At 59.6% G+C, this 23620-nt stretch carries 20 protein-coding genes and 1 tRNA gene; 10 read left to right on the forward strand and 11 right to left on the reverse strand.

Features of this window, described 5'->3' with window-relative positions; all coding sequences use genetic code 11:
• Nucleotide 1 precedes the first annotated feature (1 nt).
• Entirely contained in the window at nt 2-1225 is a 1224-nt protein-coding gene (locus EKD05_RS15575; RefSeq protein ID WP_129674342.1) for a TM1812 family CRISPR-associated protein, read from the forward strand.
• Nucleotides 1222-2259 carry a YafY family protein gene (locus EKD05_RS15580; RefSeq protein ID WP_129674345.1) on the forward strand — a complete coding sequence of 346 codons (1038 nt, stop codon included), beginning with the start codon at nt 1222-1224 and terminating at the stop codon, nt 2257-2259. The genes EKD05_RS15575 and EKD05_RS15580 overlap by 4 nt, the downstream gene beginning before the upstream one ends.
• A 116-nt stretch (nt 2260-2375) precedes the next feature.
• Here EKD05_RS15580 and EKD05_RS25805 read toward each other — a convergent pair whose 3' ends face one another.
• The 6 genes from EKD05_RS25805 to EKD05_RS15605 all read right to left on the reverse strand — a co-directional run bounded on the left by EKD05_RS25805 (nt 2376) and on the right by EKD05_RS15605 (nt 3916).
• Nucleotides 2376-2522 carry a hypothetical protein gene (locus EKD05_RS25805; protein ID WP_165360760.1) on the reverse strand — a complete coding sequence of 49 codons (147 nt, stop codon included), beginning with the start codon at nt 2520-2522 and terminating at the stop codon, nt 2376-2378.
• Nucleotides 2523-2530: 8 nt separating this feature from the next.
• Nucleotides 2531-2875: a UPF0175 family protein gene (locus EKD05_RS15585; RefSeq protein WP_129674347.1), complete on the reverse strand. Its 345-nt coding sequence runs from the start codon at nt 2873-2875 to the stop codon at nt 2531-2533.
• On the reverse strand, nt 2872-2952 hold the full coding sequence (locus EKD05_RS27215; protein WP_129674445.1) for a DUF433 domain-containing protein: 81 nt from the start codon (nt 2950-2952) through the stop codon (nt 2872-2874). The genes EKD05_RS15585 and EKD05_RS27215 overlap by 4 nt, the downstream gene beginning before the upstream one ends.
• Entirely contained in the window at nt 2949-3176 is a 228-nt protein-coding gene (locus EKD05_RS15595; protein WP_129674349.1) for a hypothetical protein, read from the reverse strand. Before EKD05_RS15595 ends, EKD05_RS27215 begins: the two co-directional genes overlap by 4 nt.
• On the reverse strand, nt 3157-3351 hold the full coding sequence (locus EKD05_RS15600; RefSeq protein WP_129674351.1) for a hypothetical protein: 195 nt from the start codon (nt 3349-3351) through the stop codon (nt 3157-3159). The genes EKD05_RS15595 and EKD05_RS15600 overlap by 20 nt, the downstream gene beginning before the upstream one ends.
• Nucleotides 3352-3634: 283 nt before the next feature.
• Complete coding sequence (locus EKD05_RS15605) at nt 3635-3916, reverse strand: hypothetical protein (protein WP_129674353.1); 282 nt, start codon at nt 3914-3916, stop codon at nt 3635-3637.
• 450 nt (nt 3917-4366) lie between these two features.
• On the opposite strand from EKD05_RS15605, the gene EKD05_RS15610 reads away from it, so the two are divergent.
• The 6 genes from EKD05_RS15610 (at nt 4367) to EKD05_RS26380 (ending at nt 16907) form a co-directional block, all read left to right on the forward strand.
• Nucleotides 4367-5227: a hypothetical protein gene (locus EKD05_RS15610; protein ID WP_129674355.1), complete on the forward strand. Its 861-nt coding sequence runs from the start codon at nt 4367-4369 to the stop codon at nt 5225-5227.
• A gap of 354 nt (nt 5228-5581) precedes the next feature.
• Complete coding sequence (locus EKD05_RS26755; protein WP_240695808.1) at nt 5582-9619, forward strand: sigma-70 family RNA polymerase sigma factor; 4038 nt, start codon at nt 5582-5584, stop codon at nt 9617-9619.
• 18 nt (nt 9620-9637) lie between these two features.
• On the forward strand, nt 9638-14617 hold the full coding sequence (locus tag EKD05_RS15620) for a DEAD/DEAH box helicase (RefSeq protein WP_129674357.1): 4980 nt from the start codon (nt 9638-9640) through the stop codon (nt 14615-14617).
• Nucleotides 14618-14756: 139 nt separating this feature from the next.
• Nucleotides 14757-15560: a hypothetical protein gene (locus tag EKD05_RS15625; RefSeq protein WP_205703957.1), complete on the forward strand. Its 804-nt coding sequence runs from the start codon at nt 14757-14759 to the stop codon at nt 15558-15560.
• A 495-nt stretch (nt 15561-16055) separates the two neighbouring features.
• Entirely contained in the window at nt 16056-16496 is a 441-nt protein-coding gene (locus EKD05_RS15635; protein ID WP_129674361.1) for a hypothetical protein, read from the forward strand.
• A gap of 144 nt (nt 16497-16640) precedes the next feature.
• Nucleotides 16641-16907, forward strand: a complete 267-nt coding sequence (locus tag EKD05_RS26380; protein WP_205703958.1) for a hypothetical protein — start codon at nt 16641-16643, stop codon at nt 16905-16907.
• Between the two features lie 267 nt (nt 16908-17174).
• Here the strand turns inward: EKD05_RS26380 and EKD05_RS15645 are convergent, their stop codons facing one another.
• Both EKD05_RS15645 and EKD05_RS15650 read right to left on the reverse strand, forming a co-directional pair.
• A complete protein-coding gene (locus EKD05_RS15645; RefSeq protein WP_129674363.1) occupies nt 17175-18566 on the reverse strand; it encodes a helix-turn-helix domain-containing protein in 1392 nt (463 codons plus the stop codon).
• A 479-nt stretch (nt 18567-19045) separates the two neighbouring features.
• Complete coding sequence (locus EKD05_RS15650) at nt 19046-19243, reverse strand: hypothetical protein (RefSeq protein WP_129674365.1); 198 nt, start codon at nt 19241-19243, stop codon at nt 19046-19048.
• Between the two features lie 317 nt (nt 19244-19560).
• Between EKD05_RS15650 and EKD05_RS15655 the strand changes: the two genes are divergently transcribed.
• Nucleotides 19561-21828 carry an NB-ARC domain-containing protein gene (locus EKD05_RS15655; protein WP_129674367.1) on the forward strand — a complete coding sequence of 756 codons (2268 nt, stop codon included), beginning with the start codon at nt 19561-19563 and terminating at the stop codon, nt 21826-21828.
• A gap of 22 nt (nt 21829-21850) precedes the next feature.
• Here EKD05_RS15655 and EKD05_RS15660 read toward each other — a convergent pair whose 3' ends face one another.
• The 3 genes from EKD05_RS15660 to EKD05_RS15670 form a co-directional block, all read right to left on the reverse strand.
• A complete protein-coding gene (locus EKD05_RS15660; protein WP_129674369.1) occupies nt 21851-22030 on the reverse strand; it encodes a hypothetical protein in 180 nt (59 codons plus the stop codon).
• Between the two features lie 289 nt (nt 22031-22319).
• Nucleotides 22320-22405, reverse strand: a tRNA-Leu gene (locus tag EKD05_RS15665).
• A gap of 96 nt (nt 22406-22501) precedes the next feature.
• A complete protein-coding gene (locus EKD05_RS15670; RefSeq protein ID WP_129674371.1) occupies nt 22502-22822 on the reverse strand; it encodes a multidrug efflux SMR transporter in 321 nt (106 codons plus the stop codon).
• A gap of 353 nt (nt 22823-23175) precedes the next feature.
• Here EKD05_RS15670 and EKD05_RS15675 point away from each other — a divergent pair, with 353 nt between their 5' ends.
• A complete protein-coding gene (locus EKD05_RS15675; protein ID WP_129674373.1) occupies nt 23176-23541 on the forward strand; it encodes a VOC family protein in 366 nt (121 codons plus the stop codon).
• Nucleotides 23542-23620 lie beyond the last annotated feature (79 nt).

Here is a 23620-nt window from a genome sequence, read left to right on the forward strand (position 1 = left end):
TATGCCGCTCAAAGCCATCACCTTTCTCGGCAACCCGCCAAAAACAAAAGAACGACCGTTTGGCTACGACCAAAAATGCTATCAAGCCACTGATGGCTCTGGGGCAACGTGCGAGTCACCATTTGTCGCCAGAGCTATCTGTCAGTTCTATCAGCCTGATGAGTTGTATGTGCTGTCAACAGCCGAAAGCTTTGCGAACCATTGGACAAACCTTGTGGCGCACCTGGAGGATCAGATTGTCCCTGTGCCGATTGAAATTCCGACGCCGACCAATGATGAGCAGATCTGGCAATTCTTTCAGAAGATAACGGCGCTTATCCAGGCTGATGACGACCTTATCTTTGATGTCACGCTGGCCTTTCGCTCGATCCCGATCCTTGCCTTGCTCGCTGCAAACTTGCTGCGGGTCGTCCGTGGCACAACGGTGCGTGCCCTGACCTACGCCGAGGTCAATTATGGCGTCGATGAAGCCCCGATCCATGATCTGCGCCGTCTGGTGCAATTGATGGATTGGACAACGGCGACCGATGCGTTCCTGAAATATGGCCGTGCTGATGATCTCATTGCCCTTGCGCGGCATGATGCAGGTGATGCGCTTACGCGGCTTGCGGATAGCTTGCAGACGTTGACGATTGGGTTGCAAACGTCGCGTCCGACCGAAGTTCAGGTGACCGCAGCAACCCTTGAAGCCCACCTTCAAGCGGTACGCGCGAACCCGGCTACGCCCGCACCAATTGGTCTGTTGCTTGACCGCATTAGCGCCGAATACACCCCGCTCGGGCACGAGGTGCCGACCGAACCATCCCAGGCGGAAGAGGTGCTGCGCGGTCAGGCCGCGATCATGGCATGGTATGTCACCAAAGGCATGTATGTGCAGGCGATCACCCTGGCACGTGAATGGCTTGTTTCGTGGGTTGTTGCCCGTGCGCAAGGCAATCTCTTTGCCGAGGAAGAGCGCGCCCTGGCCGAGAGTGCGATTAACAAGCCACATAACCATACGGCACGCATCTATGATCGCCAGCAACGGAAAGAGCGTCAGGTTGTAGTGCCCCCTGCGATGCGCGCCGCAGCACAACATCGGCTCGTAGCATCGTTATGGAAGCGTACACGCGATCTGCGCAACGACCTGGGCCACACCGGTATGCGGATCAACCCACGCCTGGCCGCAGATGTCGAGCATCAGGTAAAAGAAGTCTGTCGTCGTATTCCCGAGCTGCTCACATGAACAATCATTCTTCCCCCCGCCGTGGTGGCGGTACCAAACGTAGTTCCTGGCTGACCTTTCATCGGCGGCTCTTTCTTGTGCGCCGACTGGTGCGCGGGGCGGCTGACGCGCAAACCCTGATTGCTGATGCACGGGCCTTTTTCCCCGACGACGAGATCTATCCGCAGGATGCGGCAGCGGCATTGCGCCACGATCTGGCCGCGTTGCGCACTGAATTCGAGTGTGTGATTGACCGCATTGATGGTCGTTATACGTTGACATCCCTTGGCCGTCTGGCGCTGCTCGATCTCCCCGATGAAGATCTAGAGGCGCTCGCTTTTCTGGTGAGCAATTTTAGCGCCAGCAGCCTGCCCAATGCCAATCGGGTGGATGCCTTGCTTGACCGGATTCTCTCCTTATTGCCGGATGAACGTCGCCGTGGCCTGTCCCGTTCTGGTCGCGATGTGTACCTTGATTATCCTAACCCGTCACGCTCGGTGAACCAACCTACGCTGGATCGCATCCGGCGTGCGTTGAAGTTCCAGGAACTCAGTTTTGCCTATCGTTCGGCCTATGTCCCCGATGAAGAGACCGTTGTCTTGCACCGTGTTGCCCCCTACGGCCTGATCTTTCGCGATGGGCACCACTATCTTGATGCGTACTGCTACGACTGTGGCGACGCAACGATCCCGGCGCGCTATCGCCTCTATCGCCTTGATCGCATCGTTGACGACAGCGTGCGGATTCTCCATAGCACCCTACCCCCAGTGCCGCCGCCACGCCCGGTCTTCCGCCTTCGCTATACACTCGATACGGTTGTCGCGCGGCAACGCGATGTTGCCCTCTGGTTTCCGCGGAGCAGCGTTACCTTCCACGCTGATGGCTCAGCCGATGTCTCCGCAGACACCCATGATCTCTGGCAGGCCCGCCAGATCCTTGTGCGGTATCGTGAACACTGCATCGTGCACGAACCCCCTGAACTCGTCACCATGATGCGTGAAGCAAGCAGCGCCATGGCTGCGCGGTATGCATACGGCGATGGCACAGGATCGTGACAAGGTCGCCAGCCACGAACGGGGTAGACCGCACGTTTTAACGCAGAGCCGCAGAGACGGGGAGACACGGAGTTTTCATATTCCCCTCTGCGCCTCTGCGCCTTTGCGCCTCTGCGTTAAAACAACCAGTCTTTTTTGCAGCCAAACGCCGCGCCGCTCACGCGCAGCACTGCTTCCTGCTCCAGAACCGCAATGGTTGCGTTGATCAGCGAGCGATCACAGCTACGCGCCACCTTCGCCGAGCGGATCTTCGTCGGCCGCACGCAGGGCCTCACGATAAAGCGCTGGGCTGATCCGCTGCAAGAGGTCGAGGTGCCCCACCCCGGCCAGGTTCATCAGCGGGCTTGTGTTGGATACGACTGGCCTCAAGCGCAACCTTCGCTTCCGCTAGAACATCCTGGGTGTCATCAAAAGCAGCTACGCCATAGGTGCCCAGGAGATCAAGGAACTCGCGCCGCGAGACGCCGAGCAGATCTGCCGCCTTGCCCGCCGAGAGCTTACCGAGGTCATAGAGGCGGACGAACAGTGCCTCGCGGGCCAACCCTTCCAACTCCTGCCGAGACTGCTCCGCTTGCGCTAACAGCTCTTCGGGGTACTCTATCTGAAGCGTTGTCATTTCCGCATGCCCCGAACGCAGGGGCGCCCGCCGCATTGATCGGGGTTGGTCGTGATGCGATCCAATAGGTTGATCATTGCCCTCCACCAGGCGCTTCAGGTGTCTGCATCAGTCGGCTCAGCAGCTCCTTCGGTGTCAAAATGAGCATGGGTGCGTCGGTGTAGTCGGCACCATTGCGGGTGACGATAACGTCGATCCCGGCGGCCTGCGCCGCTGCAACCTGAACCGCGTCCTCGAAGTCGGCCATAGACGAGCTATAGGCTGTCGTGAGGACGTACGCATTAGCGAATACGTTCAACATCCTCGTCAGTGAGTTCCTCATCCGTCGTGATAATGCCCAGTAAACGCTCCGCCGATCCGTGCATATCATACGCATCGAGATCCGCTCGCAACGAGCGACTGACTGCCTCTAACAGCAGCAACTGCTCACGCGTCGTAAGGCGAGGGATCGCTCTCAGCATCTCTTGCAGGGTCATGATTTGCCTCCTTGAAACGTACCGTGGGAGAGCGGTTGCTCGCGGCTAGTATACCCATGTTGACGCAAAGACGCAACGCTGCATATACAGATCCGTATTGACGCAAAGGCGCAAAGGCGCAAAGATATAAAACTCCTCTGCGCCTCCGCGTCTCTGCGTTAAACAACCGGCCTTCTTTCGCGATGCTTAACGCAGAGCCGCTGAGCCGGGGAGACGCGGAGGTTCTATATTCCCCTCTGCGCCTTTGCGCTTTACCGCTTCACCGCTTTACCGCTTTACCGCTTTACCGCTTCAACGCTTCCACCACTCGTGCCAACTCTGCATCGGCCCGCTCGCGCGCAACACGGACCCCTGCGATGTCGGCGAGAATGGCGTCGAGCGGGCGGTGCTGGGCGCGGTCGGTCACAGTGACAAACTGGGAAAGGCTGAGGTTGTAGTCGGCAGCGCGAGCTTGCTCCAGCGTGATAGTCAACTGCTGACCATGCGAGGACACCTGATCGAGCCCACTGGCCGGAGGGAGACCATTGGAGGGCAGCGACGATTTTTTGGAGCGTCCACGCGACACGGTCATCATCCTTCGCCCAATCCAGGCACTATGGGGAGCCCACAGCGACGAGCCAGACCCGCAACGTACCGTGGGAGAGCGGTTGCTAGCGGCTAGTATACCCATGTTGACGCAAAGACGCAACGCTGCCCATACCGATCCGTATTGACGCAAAGACGCAAAGGCGCAAAGAGATGTAAATCCTCTGCGCCTCTGCGCCTTTGCGTCAAAACAACCAGTCTTTTTTGCGGCGAAATACCCTTGTAGCAATCCCGATGGTGTTGGCGAAAACAGAGCCATCAATGCGTATGTGTGACACTCGTTGTCACATAGTCGTGCCATACTCAGAAGAGGAGCGATCTGAGGTGGTTTCATAGATGCACTTCTCAGCCCCTGTGTCAGGATCCAGTGTCATCTCCCTATGGCGCGAGTCTTCTCATCGCAGCAGCGCCCCAGCCCAAGGAGGTTCTTATGCGTCGCTCATCACCGCTTGAGTTCATCGTGGTCTTGCTGGCCCTCGGATTGCTGATCGCACTCAGCATGTTTGTCGGCTTTCAGCTAGGTCAGCGAACGGCAGGCGGAACGAACACCATCACCGTGAACGATGCCCAGGCTCCGACAAGTGTGCCGGTGTCTGTCGTAAGCATGGAGGCACGCCAAGCACCAGCCGAACCAACGAATGCACCCGTACCTACCAGCACCCCTGTACCCACCAGCACCCCCGCGTCTACTAGCACCCCCGCGCCTACTAGCACCCCTGCACCCACCAGCACCCCCGCACCCACCAGCACGCCGACCAGCATCCCGACCCCCATCCCACCGCAAGAATTCACCGGGACTGGCTCGCGGGTCTTGGTGCTCACCGTGCCCATGCTCTCACGCATCTATCTCGGCCACGAAGGACGGAGCAACTTTGCCGTACTGGCCTATGACGAACAGGATGAGCGCGAACTGCTCGTGAATGAGATCGGATATTATGCAGGCCATCGCTATCTTCCGGCTGGTACCTACGATCTCGAGATCAATGCCGATGGGCCGTGGCTCATCCGGGTGACACCGCTCACCTGGGACGAAACGGCCCGGGATGCGCTTGAAGGGCAGGGCGATGACATCCGTGGTTGGTTCACACCTGCAGTATCGCGACAAACCTATCACTTTACACACCAGGGTGGCAGCAACTTCGCCGTGTTCCTGCGCTGTGATACGGACGATGATCTGCTCGTCAATGCCATTGGCATCGTTGACAGCGAGCACATGGTCGTCTTTGGATCGGCCTCGCGGTGTTTTTGGGACATCACAGCCGATGGAGCCTGGACGATCACACCGCGATGAGGCGGGCGACCTGGCGAGCCTGCGCTTGCGGCGGACGCCGCTCACCGCAGCGGGCGAACGAGGTCGGCCTATGACGGGTGAGGCTCAGGTTCGTGTGACAGGATCCCGGCGAGCGCCCACCCACCGCGCCATCCATGCTGCGCTGTGGCTGAAATCGGCAACAAAGGCCCATGCCTGGCAGCGCAAGCAGCGGACTCGCGGGAGATGATGGACAAATCATGCGTTGTGCCTCCGTTGACGATCCAAATCCAGTAGGCTTTGTGCTGAATTGGTAATACACAACTGCTACTCTAGTTAGAGCACTGTTTTCACTACGTTCTTGATGAGTACATCTCTGACGAGAAAGTCTAGATTATGCCGACGGTGATACGAGCTCCTATCACGACGCTGGATGCGCTTGAGCGTCAGTTCCATTCACAGATTCAAACCGTTAGCTTGATCGGCGAGTTGCCACTTACCCTAGAGTTGCTCGATGAACTGGGCGCGGCGCTAGCTGAACTCATCCAGCGCCATGACTTCACGCAGGCCTCGCGGATCATCCGCACCCGCTACCCGCACTGTCTGGCCGTATTCCTGGTGCTCCAGGGGGTCTTTCACTACGATCAGGGCAGCTACTGGCCCTCGGTTCACGAACGGCTCTTCGCAACAGGTACGCGAGCCGGGCCGCTTGAAGCTGAGTGGGGTCAGTTTTTTCTGGAATTTCTGGCCCAGCAGGGTCTGGCTAACTTTGCTACGCTGGAGCGTTCGCTGCGTTACGTCACCCCGATTTTGCTTCACGGTGGCATTCCGCAGTACTGCCTCAATGACTACTTTCAATTGATCTTTGTCCGGTTTGATGATCTGCTGCACGAGGCACGCGTACCGCTCGATGCTGCCACCCTCGAAACCTTGGCAGCGGTGGCAGCGCATTCGGCAACTGATCGCCCGGTCGCCCGGTTGATCCGCTATGGTGGCGACTATGCCCGCGATCTGTTGGCGCGCACCCTTGCGTTGGCCCAGTTGACCAATGACCGACAGCAGTTGCCCGATCCGATAGAGGTTGGCCTCCCGCAGCGCGTGCTTGATCAGTATGCTGTCTGGCACGCAACGCGTCGACAGCGCTCCCAGGAGCGCGATCCTGCCTGGCGACCCCGGCGTCCCGAGCTCTGGTTTGACCCCTGGGGGGAAGGCCTCTCCGTTGAACTGCCCGCCCAGCAATTGCCCCACGGTGAGCGCCCGCAATCAGCCTGGGAGATATGCTATCAGCAGCGGGTGGTACGCTATCCGGTGGGGGCACGCTTTACGGCCTCGCGCTGGGAGACGAGTCCCGAGCGCGTGACGCTTCCACCTGAGCCGATGGGCTACACGGTGCGCTTCACCGACGGGCGTGAACTGAAGCACGAATGGTCATTCCCTGGCTTTGATCCACACCATCCGCTCCTGGCCTTTGAGCCAGAGAGTGGCACCCTCTTACGTACCCCTGCTGGTCTCCCTGCGCGTGAGCTCTGGCTGCTCTGCGCGGCAGAGGCCCCGCTTACGGTTGTGGGCGGGCGTCAGATGGCCGCGTTGCCACCACTCAGCGGGGTATGGCAGGGCTTCCGGATGGAGCATTGGGATCTGCGGCAGGCTCGCTCACTCAGCGTTGGGACGCAACGGGTAGCAATTTTGCCCGGTGAGCAGACCCAGCGTCCATACCTCACCGGCCTCTCACCGCTTGACCTAGGTGAGGCCCATCCTGACCTTCCGCTCTCCGTTGGTGGGCTCCCGCATCTCAGCATTCCGCGAACCTCTCGCCGTACGCTCAAGCAGGAACTCGCGGGTTGGCGTGTGAGCATCATGGCGGCAGGCCAGGCATGGTTTACTGCAGTGCCGTTGGATGAGGCCCCCGTGCAACCATTCGTTGGCGTGAACCCTGAACAGATCGTCATCGATCTGGGGGCACTGGTGCAAGCGCGAGGCTTCAATTTTGGTTTGCTCGAAATCAGTGTGCGTGGCCCACTCGGACGCGATAATCGGTTCAAGCTTGGTCTGGTGCCAGAACTCGCGGTGGAGGGCCATATGAATCTAGCCCCCTCTAGCAAAAGGGGCCTAAGCGCCGAGCGCCGGAGTACGCTGCGCACCAGTACTGAGCTGGATATAGCCTGTAGTGACCCATCGGTGCGTATCATCGCCGAGGCACCCGGGGTCTTTACGCTGATCAGTTCTGAGGGCCGCACGATGCTCCCACTGATCCTCCAACGCATGGATATGGATCAGTTGATCCGTCTACCCTTGAACCTCCCCACGCCCCAGTTGACCTGGACGCTCAACGATGGGGCTCATATCTGGCAGCAGGGTAGCCTCACCTGCCCGCTCGCCTGGATCGAGCAGACTGACGATCCACGCCTGATGCTCCAACTGACCCCGGCTATGGACATAGCTGATCTACCTCGTCCGCAACTCTGGTTGCACGACGAAACGGGGCATGCGTTGCAAACGCTCGCAGCTCAGGGCAACGCGAGTCACGGCTGGAGTTTTCGTCTCCGCGATGCGTTGGATACCCTCCGCGCCTCGCGATCCGCTCATCTGACGGCCTCCGTTGTCCTGGAAGCGGCTACACCTATGCCATGGGCACCAACGGGGCGCGTGGTCTGCCCGGCTCTCCAGCTTTCTCAGGCGCTCGATCTCGGCAAGATCGAGGCCACAGTGACCACCGACGCCAAAGAGTGGCATGTGCACGTCTGCTGGCAACGAGGCCGTCCCTTGCGCAACCGGGTGATGCGCCTCTGGCCGCTTTGGCAGCCCTGGGAGGCCCCGTTGACCCAGCGGATCCCTGATACGGCTGAGCACAACTACGCGTGGAGCATCGACCGTGACGATGTCCCACCGGGGCGTTATCGGCTGCAACTTGCGATCGAGACAGGCTGGAGCATGAGCACACCGATCCGCCCCGGCCCCGAGGCGGATGCGACGCTCGACCTGATGTTGGGCAGTGGCGTGCCTACGCCGACGTCGGCCCGTAGCGCCCTCAGTGCGCTGCTTGCCGGGGCCGAAGGGCCAGATCTACGGGCCGTGCAGGGCATTCTTACGCACGAGGAACTCCCCGAGGGCAGTGATCTGATCCAAACCCTCGCTATCCTGAGTGAACCTGAGGCGACCTACGCAGCATTGCGCACAGGCACCTGGCCCGGACGCCTGATCCTCCGCGAGGTAACGCGGCAACGGCAGGGGCTCTTACCACTGGGGTACCTCGCGTGCCACGAGACACTCAATGAACCAAGCCGTGAACGGGTAGCGGCCCTGATCGTGGCCTGGCAACCCAGTCTAGTCCACCTGCTGCAAGCGCTTGAGCAGAGTGGCAGCATCACGCTTGACGCCTTGCAGCAGCAGACCGATTCGCATGAAGACGACTGGCAACTTGTTGAACAGCTCCAGCAACTGGGCGTGCAGATCATCGACGAACGCCTGATGTACGCCGAGGCAGATCAGGTTCACGATCCCAACTGGCTCACGGTACTCCCACATGGCCTCCTGCAAGACAGCGTGAGCCTCTACTTGCACGAGATCGGGCAATTCAAACTCCTGACGTACGCTGAAGAGCAAGCCCTGGCCCACAGGATCATCGCCGGGCTGGAAGCCGAGGAGCAAATGCGTGATTGGGGTACGGATCTACGCACCCGGATTGAGTTACAACGCACCATTGAGCTTGCCCACGAGGCTCGCAACTGCCTTGCGCTTAGCAACCTGCGGCTGGTTGTGAGTATTGCGCGGCGTTACCAAAACCGTGGTCTGGAGATCCTTGATCTGATTCAGGAGGGCAATCTTGGCCTCCTCCGAGCGATTGACAAGTTCGATCCCCAACGTGGCTACAAATTTTCGACCTACGCGACGTGGTGGGTCAAACAGGCGATTTCACGTGCGCTGGCCGACCAGAGTCGGGTTATTCGCTTGCCCGTTCACCTGAGCGAGACCTTGGCGCGCATCAATCGTGCTCATCGCCAACTCACCCAGAGCCTGGGACGCGAAGCAACTGATGACGAGTTGGCCAATTTTCTCAATCTGAGTAAAGAGAAGCTGCGTCATCTCCGCTACACCACGCAACCGCCCGTCTCTTTGGCAACGCCGGTTGGTGAAGAGGACGGGAGTACGCTGGCCGACTTAATCCCGGATGGCAAGGCTTTTGAGATCGATGATGCCGCTACGCAAAAGATGCTTCGCGACGAGCTTATCAAAGCCTTTGAGCATATCACGGAACGTGAGCGGGACGTCCTTGAGTTGCGTTATGGCTTTAACGACGGACGCGAGCGGACGCTTGAGGAGGTTGGCAAGGTCTTTGATGTCACTCGGGAGCGCATACGCCAGATCGAAGTCAAAGCGTTGCGAAAGCTCCGGCATCCGCACGCCGGCAAGGCACTCAGAAGCTATCTGGATTAACAGAAAAAGGTAGGCGCCATGCAACTGCTCCACCCGCTTCATACAACGGATCATCTTCGCGCAACGTACCTGCGCTATCTCAAGACGATCTATCCCTTTCGTGACCCGCAGTTGCGGTCGGCCTTTGCTCAGGCGCTTGATACACCAGAACGCCTGGTGAAAGGCCCCCTGATTGAAGCCGCACCGCCCTTCCAGCAGGGACGCACGCTGGAACAACTGGTTGCCGATGGGGTGCTACACGCTGGGTTTGGTACGCTCTGCTCTCCTCCCGCCTTGCCCTGGGATCGTCCGCTCCATCTGCACCAGGAGCAAGCGGTGCTGCATGCCGTGCAGCATCAGCGGAATGTGATTGTGGCGACCGGCACCGGTTCAGGCAAAACAGAGAGTTTCCTCATCCCGGTTCTCGATCACCTGTTGCGTGAGCAGGCCTCCGGGACGTTGGCCGAACCGGGGGTGCGGGCGTTGCTGCTCTACCCAATGAACGCGCTCGCCAACGACCAACTGAAACGGCTGCGGCGCATCCTGGCGAACTTTCCGGCGATCACCTTTGGGCGCTATACGGGGGAGACCGAGGAGCGGCGTGATCGGGCTGAAGACCGTTTCTACGATCAGTTTCCGGGTGAGATGCTGCATCCGAATGAACTCATTGACCGTGAGCATTTGCGGGAAAAGCCCCCGCACCTGTTGCTTACCAACTACGCGATGCTCGAGTATCTGCTGCTGCGGCCCGAGGACTGTTCATTCTTTGATGGCGCTACCGGGCAGCACTGGCGTTTCATCGTGCTCGACGAAGCGCATATCTACGATGGGGCCAATGGCATTGAAATTGCGATGCTGTTACGGCGGCTCAAGGAACGGGTGGTTGGGGGCGCTACCGGCCACGTACGTTGCATTGCCACCAGTGCCACCCTGGGACGTGGGCGGCCCGACTTTCCAGCAGCGGTGCAGTACGCCACGAATCTGTTTGGCGAGCCCTTTGCCTGGAACGCTGACGATCCTGCGCACCAGGATGTGATCGAGGCTTCGCGGGTGCCAGTGAGCGAGCTTGGATCCATCTGGGGCGAGCCTGAGCCGAGTTGCTACGAGGCGCTCCGCCAGGCGGTTGGTGCAGCCCAGGTTTGCACTGATCTGATCACGGCGCTCGATCAGCTTGAGCATGCGACGACAGGCTACCTAGCGCATGCGCAGCAGCGGGAGGCCCGTCAGATGGCTCAGCAGCGTTGGCAGCAAGCGCTTGTCAACGAGCCTCCGTTGACGGTACCGCAGGGGCTTGCCCAGAGCATTGATGTCTGGTGCTATGCGATCCTGCGTGGTGATGGCCGCCTGCACCGCTTGCGTGAATTGCTCGCGCAACAACCGCTGCTGCTTGCTAGAGCGGCGGAACAGCTCTTCCCCGCCACACCTGCCGCGACCGACATACTCGTCGATCTGATCGATCTGGCGGTGCGGGCACGGCCTGATCCCGAGAGTCTGGCCCTTTTGCCAGCTCGCTACCACGTCTTTGCGCGTTCGCTCGAAGGTGCCTTTGCCTGTTTCAACCACCAGGAACATGCGGATGGCAAGCCACATATCTTGCTCAGTCGCCACGAAAGCTGTCCGGAGTGTGCCGCCCGCGTCGTTGAGTTGGCGAGTTGCTCCCGCTGTGGTGCAACCTACCTCGTGGGGCGCGAACAACCTGGGCCAACAGGAGCGCGGACGTTTGATCAACTTACGGCGAGCGATGCCCTCTTCGAAGGCAACAAGGCCTATTTCTTGCTCAGTTCGGAGGCTGCGGACGATGATGAAGATGAGCGTGCTGCGGTCGGTGATGATCTCGATGAGCAGCCCGGCGAGGTCGGGCACGTATGCGGTTGTCTGCGCTGCGGGACCCTGACGGCGGGCACGCAACCCGGTTGCAGCTGCGGCTCCCAGGCGTTGCCCATCGCACTTAGCGAGGTGCCGTTGAACGATGCCGGCGAACCCAAGGCATGCATCGAGTGTGGCGCACGCACGGGGAATACGCTCATCTACCGGTTCCTCACTGGACAAGATGCGCCCGTCAGCGTCCTCGCCACGGCGCTCTACCAGCACCTGCCCCCTGCCCGTGATGAACAAGCCCAGGCGTTGCCGGGTGAGGGGCGCAAGCTGCTCATCTTCTCGGATAGTCGCCAGGATGCCGCCTTCTTCGCCCCCTACCTCGAACGCACCTACAGCCATGTGCTGCAACGACGCTTACTCTTGAAGACCCTGCAGGAGCATCGTGATGGCCCAGCCGGGCTCTTGCGCCTCCAGGACGTGATCGTCCCACTGCGCAAGCAGGCCGAAGCAGCTCAGGTCTTTCGCCAGCACCAGAGTAGCATCGAACGCCGTAGCATTGTCGCAACCTGGCTGCAGCAGGAGTTCATGGCCACCGACCGTCGTATGAGCCTCGAAGGGCTCGGCTTGCTCGCTATTCGTCTGGTGCAGCCCGCACAGTGGCGGGCACCTCAGGCGCTGTTAGAAGCACCCTGGAACCTCAGCAGCGATGAGAGTTGGATCCTGCTGGCCCTGCTGCTTGATACGCTCCGTCAGCAGGGCGTGCTCACCATTCACGAAGATGTAGACATCACGTCCGAGCATTTTGCCCCTCGCAACTATGAGCTCGCTGTGCGCGGCCATGGCTCGAGCGGACGTCAACGCGTCCTGAGTTGGGTCCCTGTGCGTGGTCGTAACAAGCGCCTCGACCTGCTTGATCGACTGCTCGGCCAGCTTCAACCAGATATGGATACCGCCACCCGTGATGGAATCGCACGCGCGACTCTCAGCGGAATCTGGACGCACCTGACCGAGCCGCGCTCCTGCTGGCAAGCCCACCTTGTTGCCAAGCGCGACAAAGTTGCCGGGATCATCTACCAGTTGAGTCACGAATTTTGGGAGTATGTCCCAGCACCTGGAGCAAGCTTCGCCCGTTGCCCGACCTGTGGCAGTGTAACCGCCTTGAACCTCCGCGGTCTCTGCCCCACGCATCGCTGTGCGGGAACCCTGATACCCCTCACCGAGGACGATGTCTCCCTGGCACACAATCACTACCGCACCCTGTATCAACGCATGGTGCCGATCCCCCTATCAGCTGAAGAGCATACGGCGCAGTGGATCAGCGAAGAGGCGGGGAAGATCCAGGAGCGCTTCATCAATGGGGCGATCAACGTCCTGAGTTGCTCAACCACCTTTGAACTAGGCGTGGATGTCGGCGATCTCCAGACCGTCTTGATGCGCAACGTCCCACCAACGACGGCCAACTACGTGCAGCGCGCTGGCCGGGCCGGGCGGCGCACGGACACGGCGGCCTTCGTCGTAACCTATGCGCAGCGGCGCTCGCACGACCTGACTCATTATAGCGAACCGGTGCGCATTGTCGCGGGGCGGGTCAACCCACCACGCATTACCCTGAGCAACCCCAAAATCGCACGCCGTCATATGCAAGCCGTGCTCATCGCCGCCTTCTTCCGTGAGATGCACCAGACGCACGGCCGGATCTTTAAGCAGGTAGGCGACTTCTTTCAGCCCGATGACGGACAGACCTCGGGCAGTGACCTGTTACGCACGTTTGCTGAAACCCACCCTCAGGCAGTGCAAGCAAGCCTGAGGCGAATTGTCCCCAGCGCAGTGCAGGCAGAACTTGGCGTGGAAACGTGGGCTTGGTTACGCACTGACGAAGGCGATGGTCTGCTCGACCTGGTGGATCTGGTCACGGTGGAACTCGTCGAGGAACTGGAGCGCTACCAGGTGCTCGAGCAAGAGGCTGCAGCGGCGCAAAAGTACAACCTGAGCAAGCACTACTTGCACGTACGCAACACGATTCGCTGGCGCTCCCTGCTCGGCTTCCTTGGCTCACGCAACATTCTCCCCAAGTATGGCTTCCCGACCGATCTGGTCGAATTGAAGACCAACCACCTCAGCATTCCCGAGGCCAGCAAGGTCGAACTCCAGCGTGACCTCCGCATTGCCATTGCCGAATACGCCCCCGGTGCCGAACTCGTCGCGGCGAAGCGCATCTGGGTGGGGGCCGGGCTCTACAAGCAGCCGCAGAAGGAGTGGCGTAGCTTCAATTACGCCATCTGCGCACAGTGTGGTCGATTCCATCTTGGCACTGGCAATCAGGCAAACTTGACCACATGTGCGGCCTGTGGACAGCAACTCCAGACATCATCCCGTTTCCATGGCACCTTCATCAAACCAGAGTTTGGCTTTGTTGCTGCTGATAAGCCAAAGGCGTCTGGCGAGAGCCGTCCGCGACGGAGTTACGCCTCGCGGGTCTACTTCGCAGAGTATGCCCCTGGCTCCAACGGAGTGAGGAGCGAGACTGAGCTGACGATCGTGCCCGAACTATCTGGGCCACATGGCATAGTGCAACAACGTTACTCACGCTTTGGCCGTCTCGTGCTGGTCAATGCCGGGCCACAGGGACGCGGCTTCCAGATCTGCCAGAGTTGCGGCTACGCCCAGCCTGCTCCGGAGGCACCCCCAGTAGGGAAGCGCACCCGCAGCAAAGCGAAACAGCCAACCCACAGCCACCTGCTGAAAGGCCACGAGTGTTCGGGCATGCTTCAAACCTATCACCTTGGTCATGATTTCCTCACCGATGTGGTTGAGTTACGCTTCTTAGGCACACGGGCAACCCCCACTCATGACATCCTCTGGCGGTCGCTCGTCTACGCGCTCCTCGAAGGAGCGTCTCAGGGCCTTGGTATCCGGCGTGACGATCTTGATGGCACACTCTACCGGTATACGGCGGGCGCAGCCCCAGCACTGATCCTCTACGATAATGTCCCAGGCGGAGCGGGCCATGTCCAATACATCGCGCAGGAACTCCCTCTCGTGCTCACGAGCGCCTTCCAGCGTGTTCAGCACGCCTGTTGCGGCCCTGAGACGAGTTGTTACGAGTGTCTGCGCAACTTCCGTAACCAGCCGTACCACGATCTGCTCCAGCGCGGGGTCGTACGTGACTTCCTCGCTGAGTTGATCGAACATCGTTCATGAGGGAGGCCGTTTCCAGGCATGAGGTGAAGGCAATGAAATCGCTATCAAACAACATCGGCAACGCTCTCGCTTTCGTCATTTGGGTCATCGCACCTATGCGTTGCAGGTTGTCGCAAACAATCTAGAAGGATCTCATCGCATGAAACCCCAGGAACCAACCCCGCCTCAGCAAGAGGCTAGCGCTGATCTGCCCAGGCATAGGGCTCCTGCCGAACAACCTCGCCGAGAGGTGACGGCACATCTTTCGAGTGACTACGGTGTGGTTGAGTCACGGGTTCGGCAGATCTTGACCGACCTCGAACAAGTTCGCGAAGCACTGCTGGCGCTCTCCGATGACATCTGGCTGAATATTGACCACAACGATCTCCAGGCCTTAGAGGAAGGGGTAGCTTTTAAACGCACCTATAACGAGCGTATGGCGGAATTTAATCTACATGCCTCTGAACTTTCGTCGCTCATTCAGCAGTTTACCCATGTGCTGGTTGAAACGCCGATGCCTGCCGAGAAAGGCCGAAATGATGCGGCTGAGAACGAGCGTATCATCCGCGAGCTTGATCGGGAGACACCCCACGCGCTGGATGAGCAGTTCAGCTACAAACGACCCTATGGCTTCGTGCTGCAAGGGCACGCTTATAAAGACATCGTCACCTGGCAGAGTGTGTATAAATTGGTTTGTCTCCTGTTAGCCAAACTTGATCCCGAACACTTTCGTCAACTCCCTGATACCGAAACCTTTATCACACGACGTGGCAACCGCGACTTCTCGCGCAACCCCAAAGAACTCCGGATGCCCCTGGCACTTGTGCATGGTATCTATGCAGAGTCAAATTACTCGGCCAATGAGATCGCCAAACGCATTGGCCGGTTACTTGACACATTTGGAATTGAACGACACGAGTTTGTGATTTATTTGCGTCAGGATCGGGATGCGGGATTGGAGTAAGCCAACAACCGCATTGGGGGCGCGCTCTGACATATCAACGGGCCCCCGAGAGAAATGGAACGGAATCTAACGCCCGGGCGCGGTTTCGATGATCAGCCCTGATCGTCCCCAACACTCCGACCGCACCGCAGGCAACGCGAACGAAGAGGGCGGGATCAGGCATCCTCAATGATCACAGGTGCGCCGAACGGCCCTGCACGCGCTATCGACGCCCAGGGCCGCACCACAGGCGAGCGCGGGTACGCCGAACGGCCCTGCTCGTCCATCGCCCCCCAGACCACACGAGCGCGGAGCCACCAACCGGATCCTCGCCCCCGATGTCCAGGCACAGGGTCGTCGCGCCGCCCTGCGTCGCCCGACGATTCGACCACCCACCCGTGTGTCCGCTGCCCTTCCCCGCAGCGACGCACGGGTGTGCGGGCTGGGGGCGGGCGAGGTGGTAAAATAGGTCGTGAGAATGACGATTCTCACAACCTATTGTCCACGGAGGCCCCCATGACCCATCCGGCCCCGCCGACCCCACCAGCTGACCGGGAACCACCCTGCGAGGGCGACCTGATCGCCCGTGACTCGGACACCGGTCGCCCGAACGCCGCTGCCCTCTACCTCGCCAGCCTCGGCCCCGGCTCGCAGCGTACCATGCGCGAAGCCTTGAACACCGTGGCCGCCTTGCTCGGCGTGGCCGAGGTGCGCACGACCGACGGCCAGGACGTGCGCTGCCTCCACACCCCCTGGGGAGCCGTGCGCTACGCCCACACCATTGCCCTCCGCGCCACCCTCGTCGAACGCTACGCCCCGGCCACGGCGAACAAGATCCTCTCTGCCCTGCGCCGGGTCTTGCAGGAAGCCTTCCGGCTGGGCGAGTTGCCCGCCGAGGAGTATCAACGCGCCGTTTGGTATTACTCGTCCGAATACGTTGAGATGATCAACATATAATAAAAGATACCCGAGACTCTAAAGTCAGTAATCGCCTGGTTTGTCCCTTCCAGTTCAGGTAATACCGTTTCAAACACGACGTCAATCCCGAGCGCCTCATAGCTTTCGAGGCTTTGTTCAACGATCAAGGAGCCTTTTGAGTTGATGATGTTCGAGATGGAGATCCTGGGCCATTCCCAAATCTCGACCACGATGAACACCTATGGGCACGTGCTCCCCGAGGTCCAGCGCGAGGCGGTCAACCTCCTCGACGGGCTGTTCACTGAGGGAGACCCTGGCGCTGCGGCAACGAAGCCCCCGCCGAATGCGAATGGGGCAACGCTTTCGGCATTGGAAACAGACAACGAAGAGCAACGGCAGCACGCGGTCGATCGCCTCCGCACGATCGAGGACGACGATGAGGAAGATTGAGGTCAGGCCAGGTTCAACGTGGGCTCGGCCGCCGCACAAGAGAGCACCAGGTAGTCGGCGCGGGAGTGGAGCATTTCCACGCCGATTTCATCATCGCTGACGAAAAGCCATGACGAAATTGGCCGGCGGAAGTCAACGTGGTGCTCGCATCCCGGGCAAGAAGCGGTGATCGTGCCCCACACGCGCCATCACACCTATCGTAAACATCAGATTTCGTCACACCATTTCGTCATGCATGACGAAATGGTATGGCGAAAAACGAGCCACTCAGGGCAGATAGAAGCGCTTGGCCCGGCGCTTTCCACGGGCGACGAGCAGCCCGTGCGCGGCAAGTTCGGTCAAGTCACGCAGGCCGGTGCTTGGCGAGACCCCCGTCGCAGCGCAGTACTCGCTGGTGCTGATGCTTCCGGCCACCCGCACCATCTCCAGCGCCTTCAATTGGCGCTCGTTCAGCCCGTCCGGCTCCACCGCCTTCCCCCTGTTGCGGAAGGTCACGACAAAGTCGAAATGCTCGGAGAACTCCGGCGGCGGGAGGCCCAGGGCTTCCATCTCGCGAAGCATCAAGCGGATCCCGGAGCCGATACGCTCCATGTACCCGGGCAGATCGCGGAGCAACCCAGCCAGCACGGGGTTGCGCGGTACTGAGGTGACCCGGAGCGCGACCAGGTCGTCGAGCGAGACGCCGGGCAGTAAAGCCCCTGGGCTGCGGATCTCAACGCGGTCGGAGTACAGAAAGACGCGCACCGTCTCGCCAGAGCGGGCGTAGTCGCGGTGAACCACCGCGTTGACCACTGCCTCGCGGAGGGCTTCATAGGGATATTCGGGCTCGTCCTCGCGGTAAAAGCCGCGGATCGTTGCCCCCACGCGGATATACTGCCGCAGAAAGCTGCTCGCCTTGTCGATCAGTTCAGGCATCGTTCCCACGAAGTTTTTGCGGTCGATGTAGGTGCGGATGCCCTGGGTGTCGGCGTACTTAATGCAGACGACCTCGCTCTGCGGCAGGTAAAGCTGCGGGTCGTAGCCGAACATCAGGAGGCCGGCATGCGTGGGGCGAGCCTCGCCAGTCTGCGGGTCGTCGGCCACCGCCTTGAGGCCGATGAGCATCTCGGTTTCAGAGCTATGGCGCTGGCGTGCCCGGCTCTCGGGCGACCGGCTTGCGAAGTAGCGGTCGAGCGCCTCGGGATCAAGATCCTCGACGGCCGTGTTTCGGGCAATCGACAGCTCCCAGCGTGACGGCTCATACGCATTGAGGAAGGCATTGATCTCCTCGATCGACAAGGGCACGGTCGTCGTGCCGCGGCGAACGAAGCACGCGCCGTTGTACTGATAGAGCCGACCAGAGTTTCCAGGCACCTCGACGCTCACCAGGGTGTGCCCGTCAAGCAGCCACGTCTGCACACTCGTTTCTGCGAGCGAGACGGGCGGCTTGATCATCCGCGAAGCACGCAGGATGTGGTCCTGGGTGAGGCTTGGTTGACGGACGCCGACGATCGCCCGCGTGGCGTCCTCAATCCCAAAGATGATCATCCCGCCGGCGCGGTTGTTGGCCATCCCACACATGCGCTCAGCGATGTCGATCGGGCGAGCAGCACTGCTCTTGAACTCGACCGTCGGGGTTTCGCCTCCGGCAATCAATTGGCGGAGCGTAGCTTCATCCATAGCCGTTACCCCAGGAGACCTAGGCGTCGAGTTGATGCCTAGAGCCAGAATATCATAGAACAAATGCGCTCACCTGTCAAACGAATCGTACCCATTTACGTAATGAGCGAGTGTGACCTCTACAGCGCCTCGACGCCGTATCTCCCAAGAGAGCACCTGTGATGTTTGCGGTTCAAGCATTGACACCCTACGGCTTGCTGACAGGGTCAGGTATGCCACCTGGGCGGCTCGTAGACGGCCTGAGCGCCCGCCAAAGAGCGTGCCTGTTCCAACGTCTCCTGTCTCCTGGGAGCCCGGGCGGCCCGCCCACACTCCCAGCGGCAACGCTGCCCCCAGGTGTGAAGCAGGACCAATGAGTGTTCTTTGCGTTCTTTGTGTTCTTTTGTGGCTGAAAGAATCAACCAATGGGTGTTCTTTACGTTCTTTCGTGGCTGAAAGAATCAACCATCTCGTTCGAGAACAAGCGGCCCGCCTATCCCTCAGAAGCGGATCACGCCCAACAGCACCAGCATCACCAGAGCGGTCATGATCAGAGGCAGGCAACCGCCACCCGATGCGGCCGGCTCGGGCTGGGGCACCGGAATGTAGATGACCTGCGGCGCTGGCGGGGTGCGAAAGAATCCGCCAAACAGGGCCATAAGGGCGACGACCAGAGCAATCAGTGATACGATCTCCATTGGGGGCCTCCTCTCGGCGTGTACACTGTTCCTGGCTGTAGTAAACTACAAACCAGCACCGATGTAGCCCCCAGGCCACGCGGATCTTTCCACCAGGGCGATACCGAAATTTCCGCGTGCCTGCGCCGACATCTCCGCGTGCCGACAAGGCAAGATGGTCAGGTGGGGTCATAGTTTGTCAACGAAGGGTTCTGATATGCGCCTGGGTGCGCGGGCGGCCCGCCCGCTTGTGCTCCCGAAGCGGGCAGGCCGCCCGCGCACCCAGGCTCGCAAAACACCAGGATCGCCTCGTTCATGCGCCTGCCAGGAGAACGACGATGCGTAACCGTAGCGAGACCTTTGGCCGCCTGCTCAAGGGCGCCATCAACAGTATTGCCACCTATGAAGGCAAGACCGCGCCGATCATCGAGGAGGAACTGGCCGAGCAGGTTGGCCTGGCCGGCTCAGCGATCCAGCGCTACAAGGCTGGTTTCCTGCCCCCCGACCCGCGCACCATCGAAATCATCGCCGAAGCTGCCGTTCGGCGCGGCCTCTTCTCGCGTGAGTGGCTGCAGCGCTTCCTGCACGCCGCACGGTACCACCAGGCCGACCAGTTGCTCGACCGCCTCTGTCCCCTCGGCCCGGCGCGCCCGCGGCCACCACGGGTCTACCAGAACCTGCCGGCCCCAACCTATAGCCAGTTTGTGATGCGTGCCGAAGCCTTTGCTGAGGTGCTGGACGGCCTGAGCAAACGCTCGGCGGCGGTAATCATCGTCGGCCTGGGCGGCAACGGCAAGACCAGTCTCGCTCGCGAAGTTGCCGACGCCTGCCTGAAAGACGAGAACAGCCCGGCACGGTTCGATGCAGCGGTCTGGGTCAGCGACAAAGACCGCCCAGGCACGACCAACCTCAGCATCGTGCTCGACGAGATCGCCCGCACGCTCGACTACCCCGGCTTCACCCAGTTCGAGCACGACGAAAAACGCCGCGAGGTCGAGCAACTGTTGCGCCGCCAGCGGGTGCTCGTCTGCCTCGACAACGTCGAGACCATCACCGACGGCGCCCTGATCGCCTGGCTCCTGAACCTACCCGAACCGAGCAAAACCCTGATCACCACCCGCGAATACCGCCGCGAATATCGGCGCGGCGGCTGGCCGGTGGAGTTGCGCGGGATGAGTGACAGCGAGGCGTGGCAATTGATCCACGAACGTGCCCGCCTGCTCAAGATCGATCAACTCATTGGCGCACCAGACCAGGTGGAACCCTTGCTCGCGGCTACGGGCGGCAACCCCAAAGCCTTGACCATCACCCTGGGGCTGCTCAAATACGAACGGCGCCCCTTGCAGCAGGTGGTTGATGATCTGTACGCAGCCCGTGGCGAGCTTTTCGCTGACCTCTTTGATCGTGCCTGGTCACTCCTTGACGAAGCCGCTCGACGCGTACTCCTAGTTGCCACATTCTTCCCAACCAACGCGAGTGCCGAAGCACTCAGTGCCAGCGCTGATGTCCAGGGGTTTGCCTTCGACCGAGCAGTAGAGCGTCTCGCGGATCTTGCGCTGCTTGATGTGCAGCACTTGCATGTTAATACGGAGCCACGATACACGCTCCATCCTCTCGTGCGATCATTTGGTCTTGTACAACTTCGGCAGTTTGAGAATTTCGAAGAAGACGCAAGAATCAGGTGGATCGCCTGGTATTCGAGGTTAGTTGAAAATGTAGGCTATTGCTGGGATAATTTGGATGCGTTAAATGTGCTAGATTCAGAACAGGAGAATATAAGACATGTAATTTCTTGGGCTTTTGACAGCAGGAAATACACAGAAACCCTGCGTCTATGTAAAGGATCGAGTTACTACTTTCACCAAAGAGGACTTTGGGATGCTAGCGCTCAGGTTTACTCGCTACAAGCTATGGCTGCACAGCATACCCAAAATCTCGAGGCAGAACTTAATGGACTCGCGTTTATGGTTCATTTAAAAAGCAAGCAAGGTAACTTAGAGGAAGCACGGGAAGCATTAGAGCAACTGAGTCGATTGTGCAAACCGTTAGATGCAAAAGGAGACAGTGTTTTCGAATACTTCCATGCAATAGCTCTCTATTCACGAGCTTGTGCGGATCTAGGCACAGCAAAAGATGCTTGGGAGGAAGGATTGGCACAAGCTCATAAGTACTCGCGCAATTGTATGTTTTCAAACAGGCTGTGGTTGGGGTATTGTCATTATGAGCGGGGCGAATATGATGTCGCCCAAGACTACTTCGAGCAATCACTGGCAGAAGTCACATTTCACGACCATCAAAGGTATATTGTAACAAATATGGCATGGCTAGCTTTTGTTGATCTAGCCAAGGGCACGGTAGAGCGTCCTACTATTTTGTTAGCAGAAGCTCAAAGGCGCGCAGAACAGTATCAAGATCGCGTAAGCCTAGCATTTATCTACCAAGGACTGTCGAGACTACATTCTCGCCAAAACGAGACCTCTGCCGCTCGCGCCGCTCTCGCCGAAGCCATCGACCTCTTCGAGCGCCTTGGCATGCGCCGCGAGCTCGCCGAGGCCCGCGAGGAACTGCGCCGACTCGACGAGATGGGCGAGGCGCCAGCGGCCTGACGCTTCGCCCACCTTCGCGCGCTCAGCCCCCGTCCAGCGCCCGCAGCGCGACGCGCAGCAACTCGATCAGCGCCGGCAGCGTCGGCAGCAGTGGGATAGCACCGGGGGCCAGCAGCGCGGCGAGCAGCACAAAGGCAAACAGGACGAAGGCGGCCAGGGCGAGCGTCGCTCGGTAGTCGCGGGCGGTGCGGTTGCTGTTCATCTCTAACCTCCTGGGCTATCATTGCTTGGGCCGATGGTTAGAGTATCGCGTGAAATCGCTCGGATGTGCGGGATACGTTATGGGGCAAACTTCAGTGTCGGGGTGGCCGGAGCAGGCTCGAAGTTGTAAGGAATTTCCGAGCACCTCATCAACGCACACCTGGCGTATGGCTACATACCGCCGTGGACGGCTACAGACGCTCTGACGTTGGCTACATGCTTGGCTGCATAAAACGCCTCCGGGCCGATCTTGGCGACCGACCCGGAGGCGTTTTATGGCTTTGCAATGCTGGTGCCGGAGACGGGACTCGAACCCGTAAGGGGTTGCCCCCAGCGGTTTTTAAGACCGCAGCGTTTGCCTTTTCGCCACTCCGGCTGACGTTCCCCTGATTATACCATGCGATCAACCATGTGCTTCTTTGCCATGGCTGCCGCAACCGGTTCAGCAAAGCTGAACCGGTTGTGGCAGAATCTACTCCCCGGCGCTCAGCCGTAAGCCGATGATGCCGCCGATCAGCATGGCTAACGAGATGAGCTTTAACGCGTCCCGTGGTTCGCCAAGCCAGATCATGCCGACAATGGCGGTGCCCGCTGCGCCAATGCCTGTCCAGACGGCGTACGCGGTGCCCACCGGTAGCGTGCGCAAGGCGTAGCCGAGCAGTCCCATGCTCAGGCTCAGGGTGATGATGAAGCCAATGGTTGGAACCATTTGGGTGAACCCTTGCGTCTGTTTTAAGAGCAAAGCCCACGCCATTTCCATCAGGCCCGCGATGATGAGGACAATCCATGCCATTTCGTTCTTCCTTACTCGTCATTAATATTCGGTGAACTTGGGTTACACCCCAAAACCCTCCGCAGACGCTGCCGCAGCACGAGCAAGTGTTCACACTTCTCCTGGGAAGGAGGGCGCCCCGCCCTCGGGATGCCCCTTCAAGGGCGGGACGCCCTCGCTCCCAGACTTGCCTGTTAGCCAAACGTGAACACGTACCAGCACAACACCCTTTTACAAACCCGTTCAGGTTGCTATATAATACCCCAGGATAATACGTTCAAGCCGACGGTTGACGCAAAGACGCTAGGGCACAACGCTGCGCTCGGCTATTTCCTATTTCCTATTTCCTTGCCTTAACCCCAAGGACACACGCTATGTTTGACAGCCACATCCTCTTCTTTCCGGTCATCGATCTTGCGCGTAGTTATCAGTTTTATAGTCAGATTTTGGGGCTAAAGCTGGTGCTCGATCAGGGCGGTATTCAGATCTATCAGGTTGCGCCCGGTGCGTTTGTTGGCCTCTGTCAGCACGAGCAGGGGCCGCTCGCGGCTGATGATCGTTTGATCCTGACCCTCGTGACCACCGAGGTTGATCAGTGGTATGAGCGCCTCGCCACTGGCGGGGTTTCCGTCGATGCGCCGCCCCGCGAAAATCCGCGCTATCGGATCTATCATTTCTTTGCCCGCGATCCCGATGGCTATCGCGTCGAAATCCAACGCTTTCTCCATCCGTTTCCGTAAGTAAAGGCTCGGAGAATTTGACGCAAAGGCGCAAAGGCGCTAAGGTTTGATCTAGCTCCATCCATAGCTTTGCGCCTTT

The organism is Candidatus Chloroploca sp. Khr17 (genome assembly GCF_004138165.1).
Classification (GTDB): Bacteria; Chloroflexota; Chloroflexia; order Chloroflexales; family Chloroflexaceae; genus Chloroploca.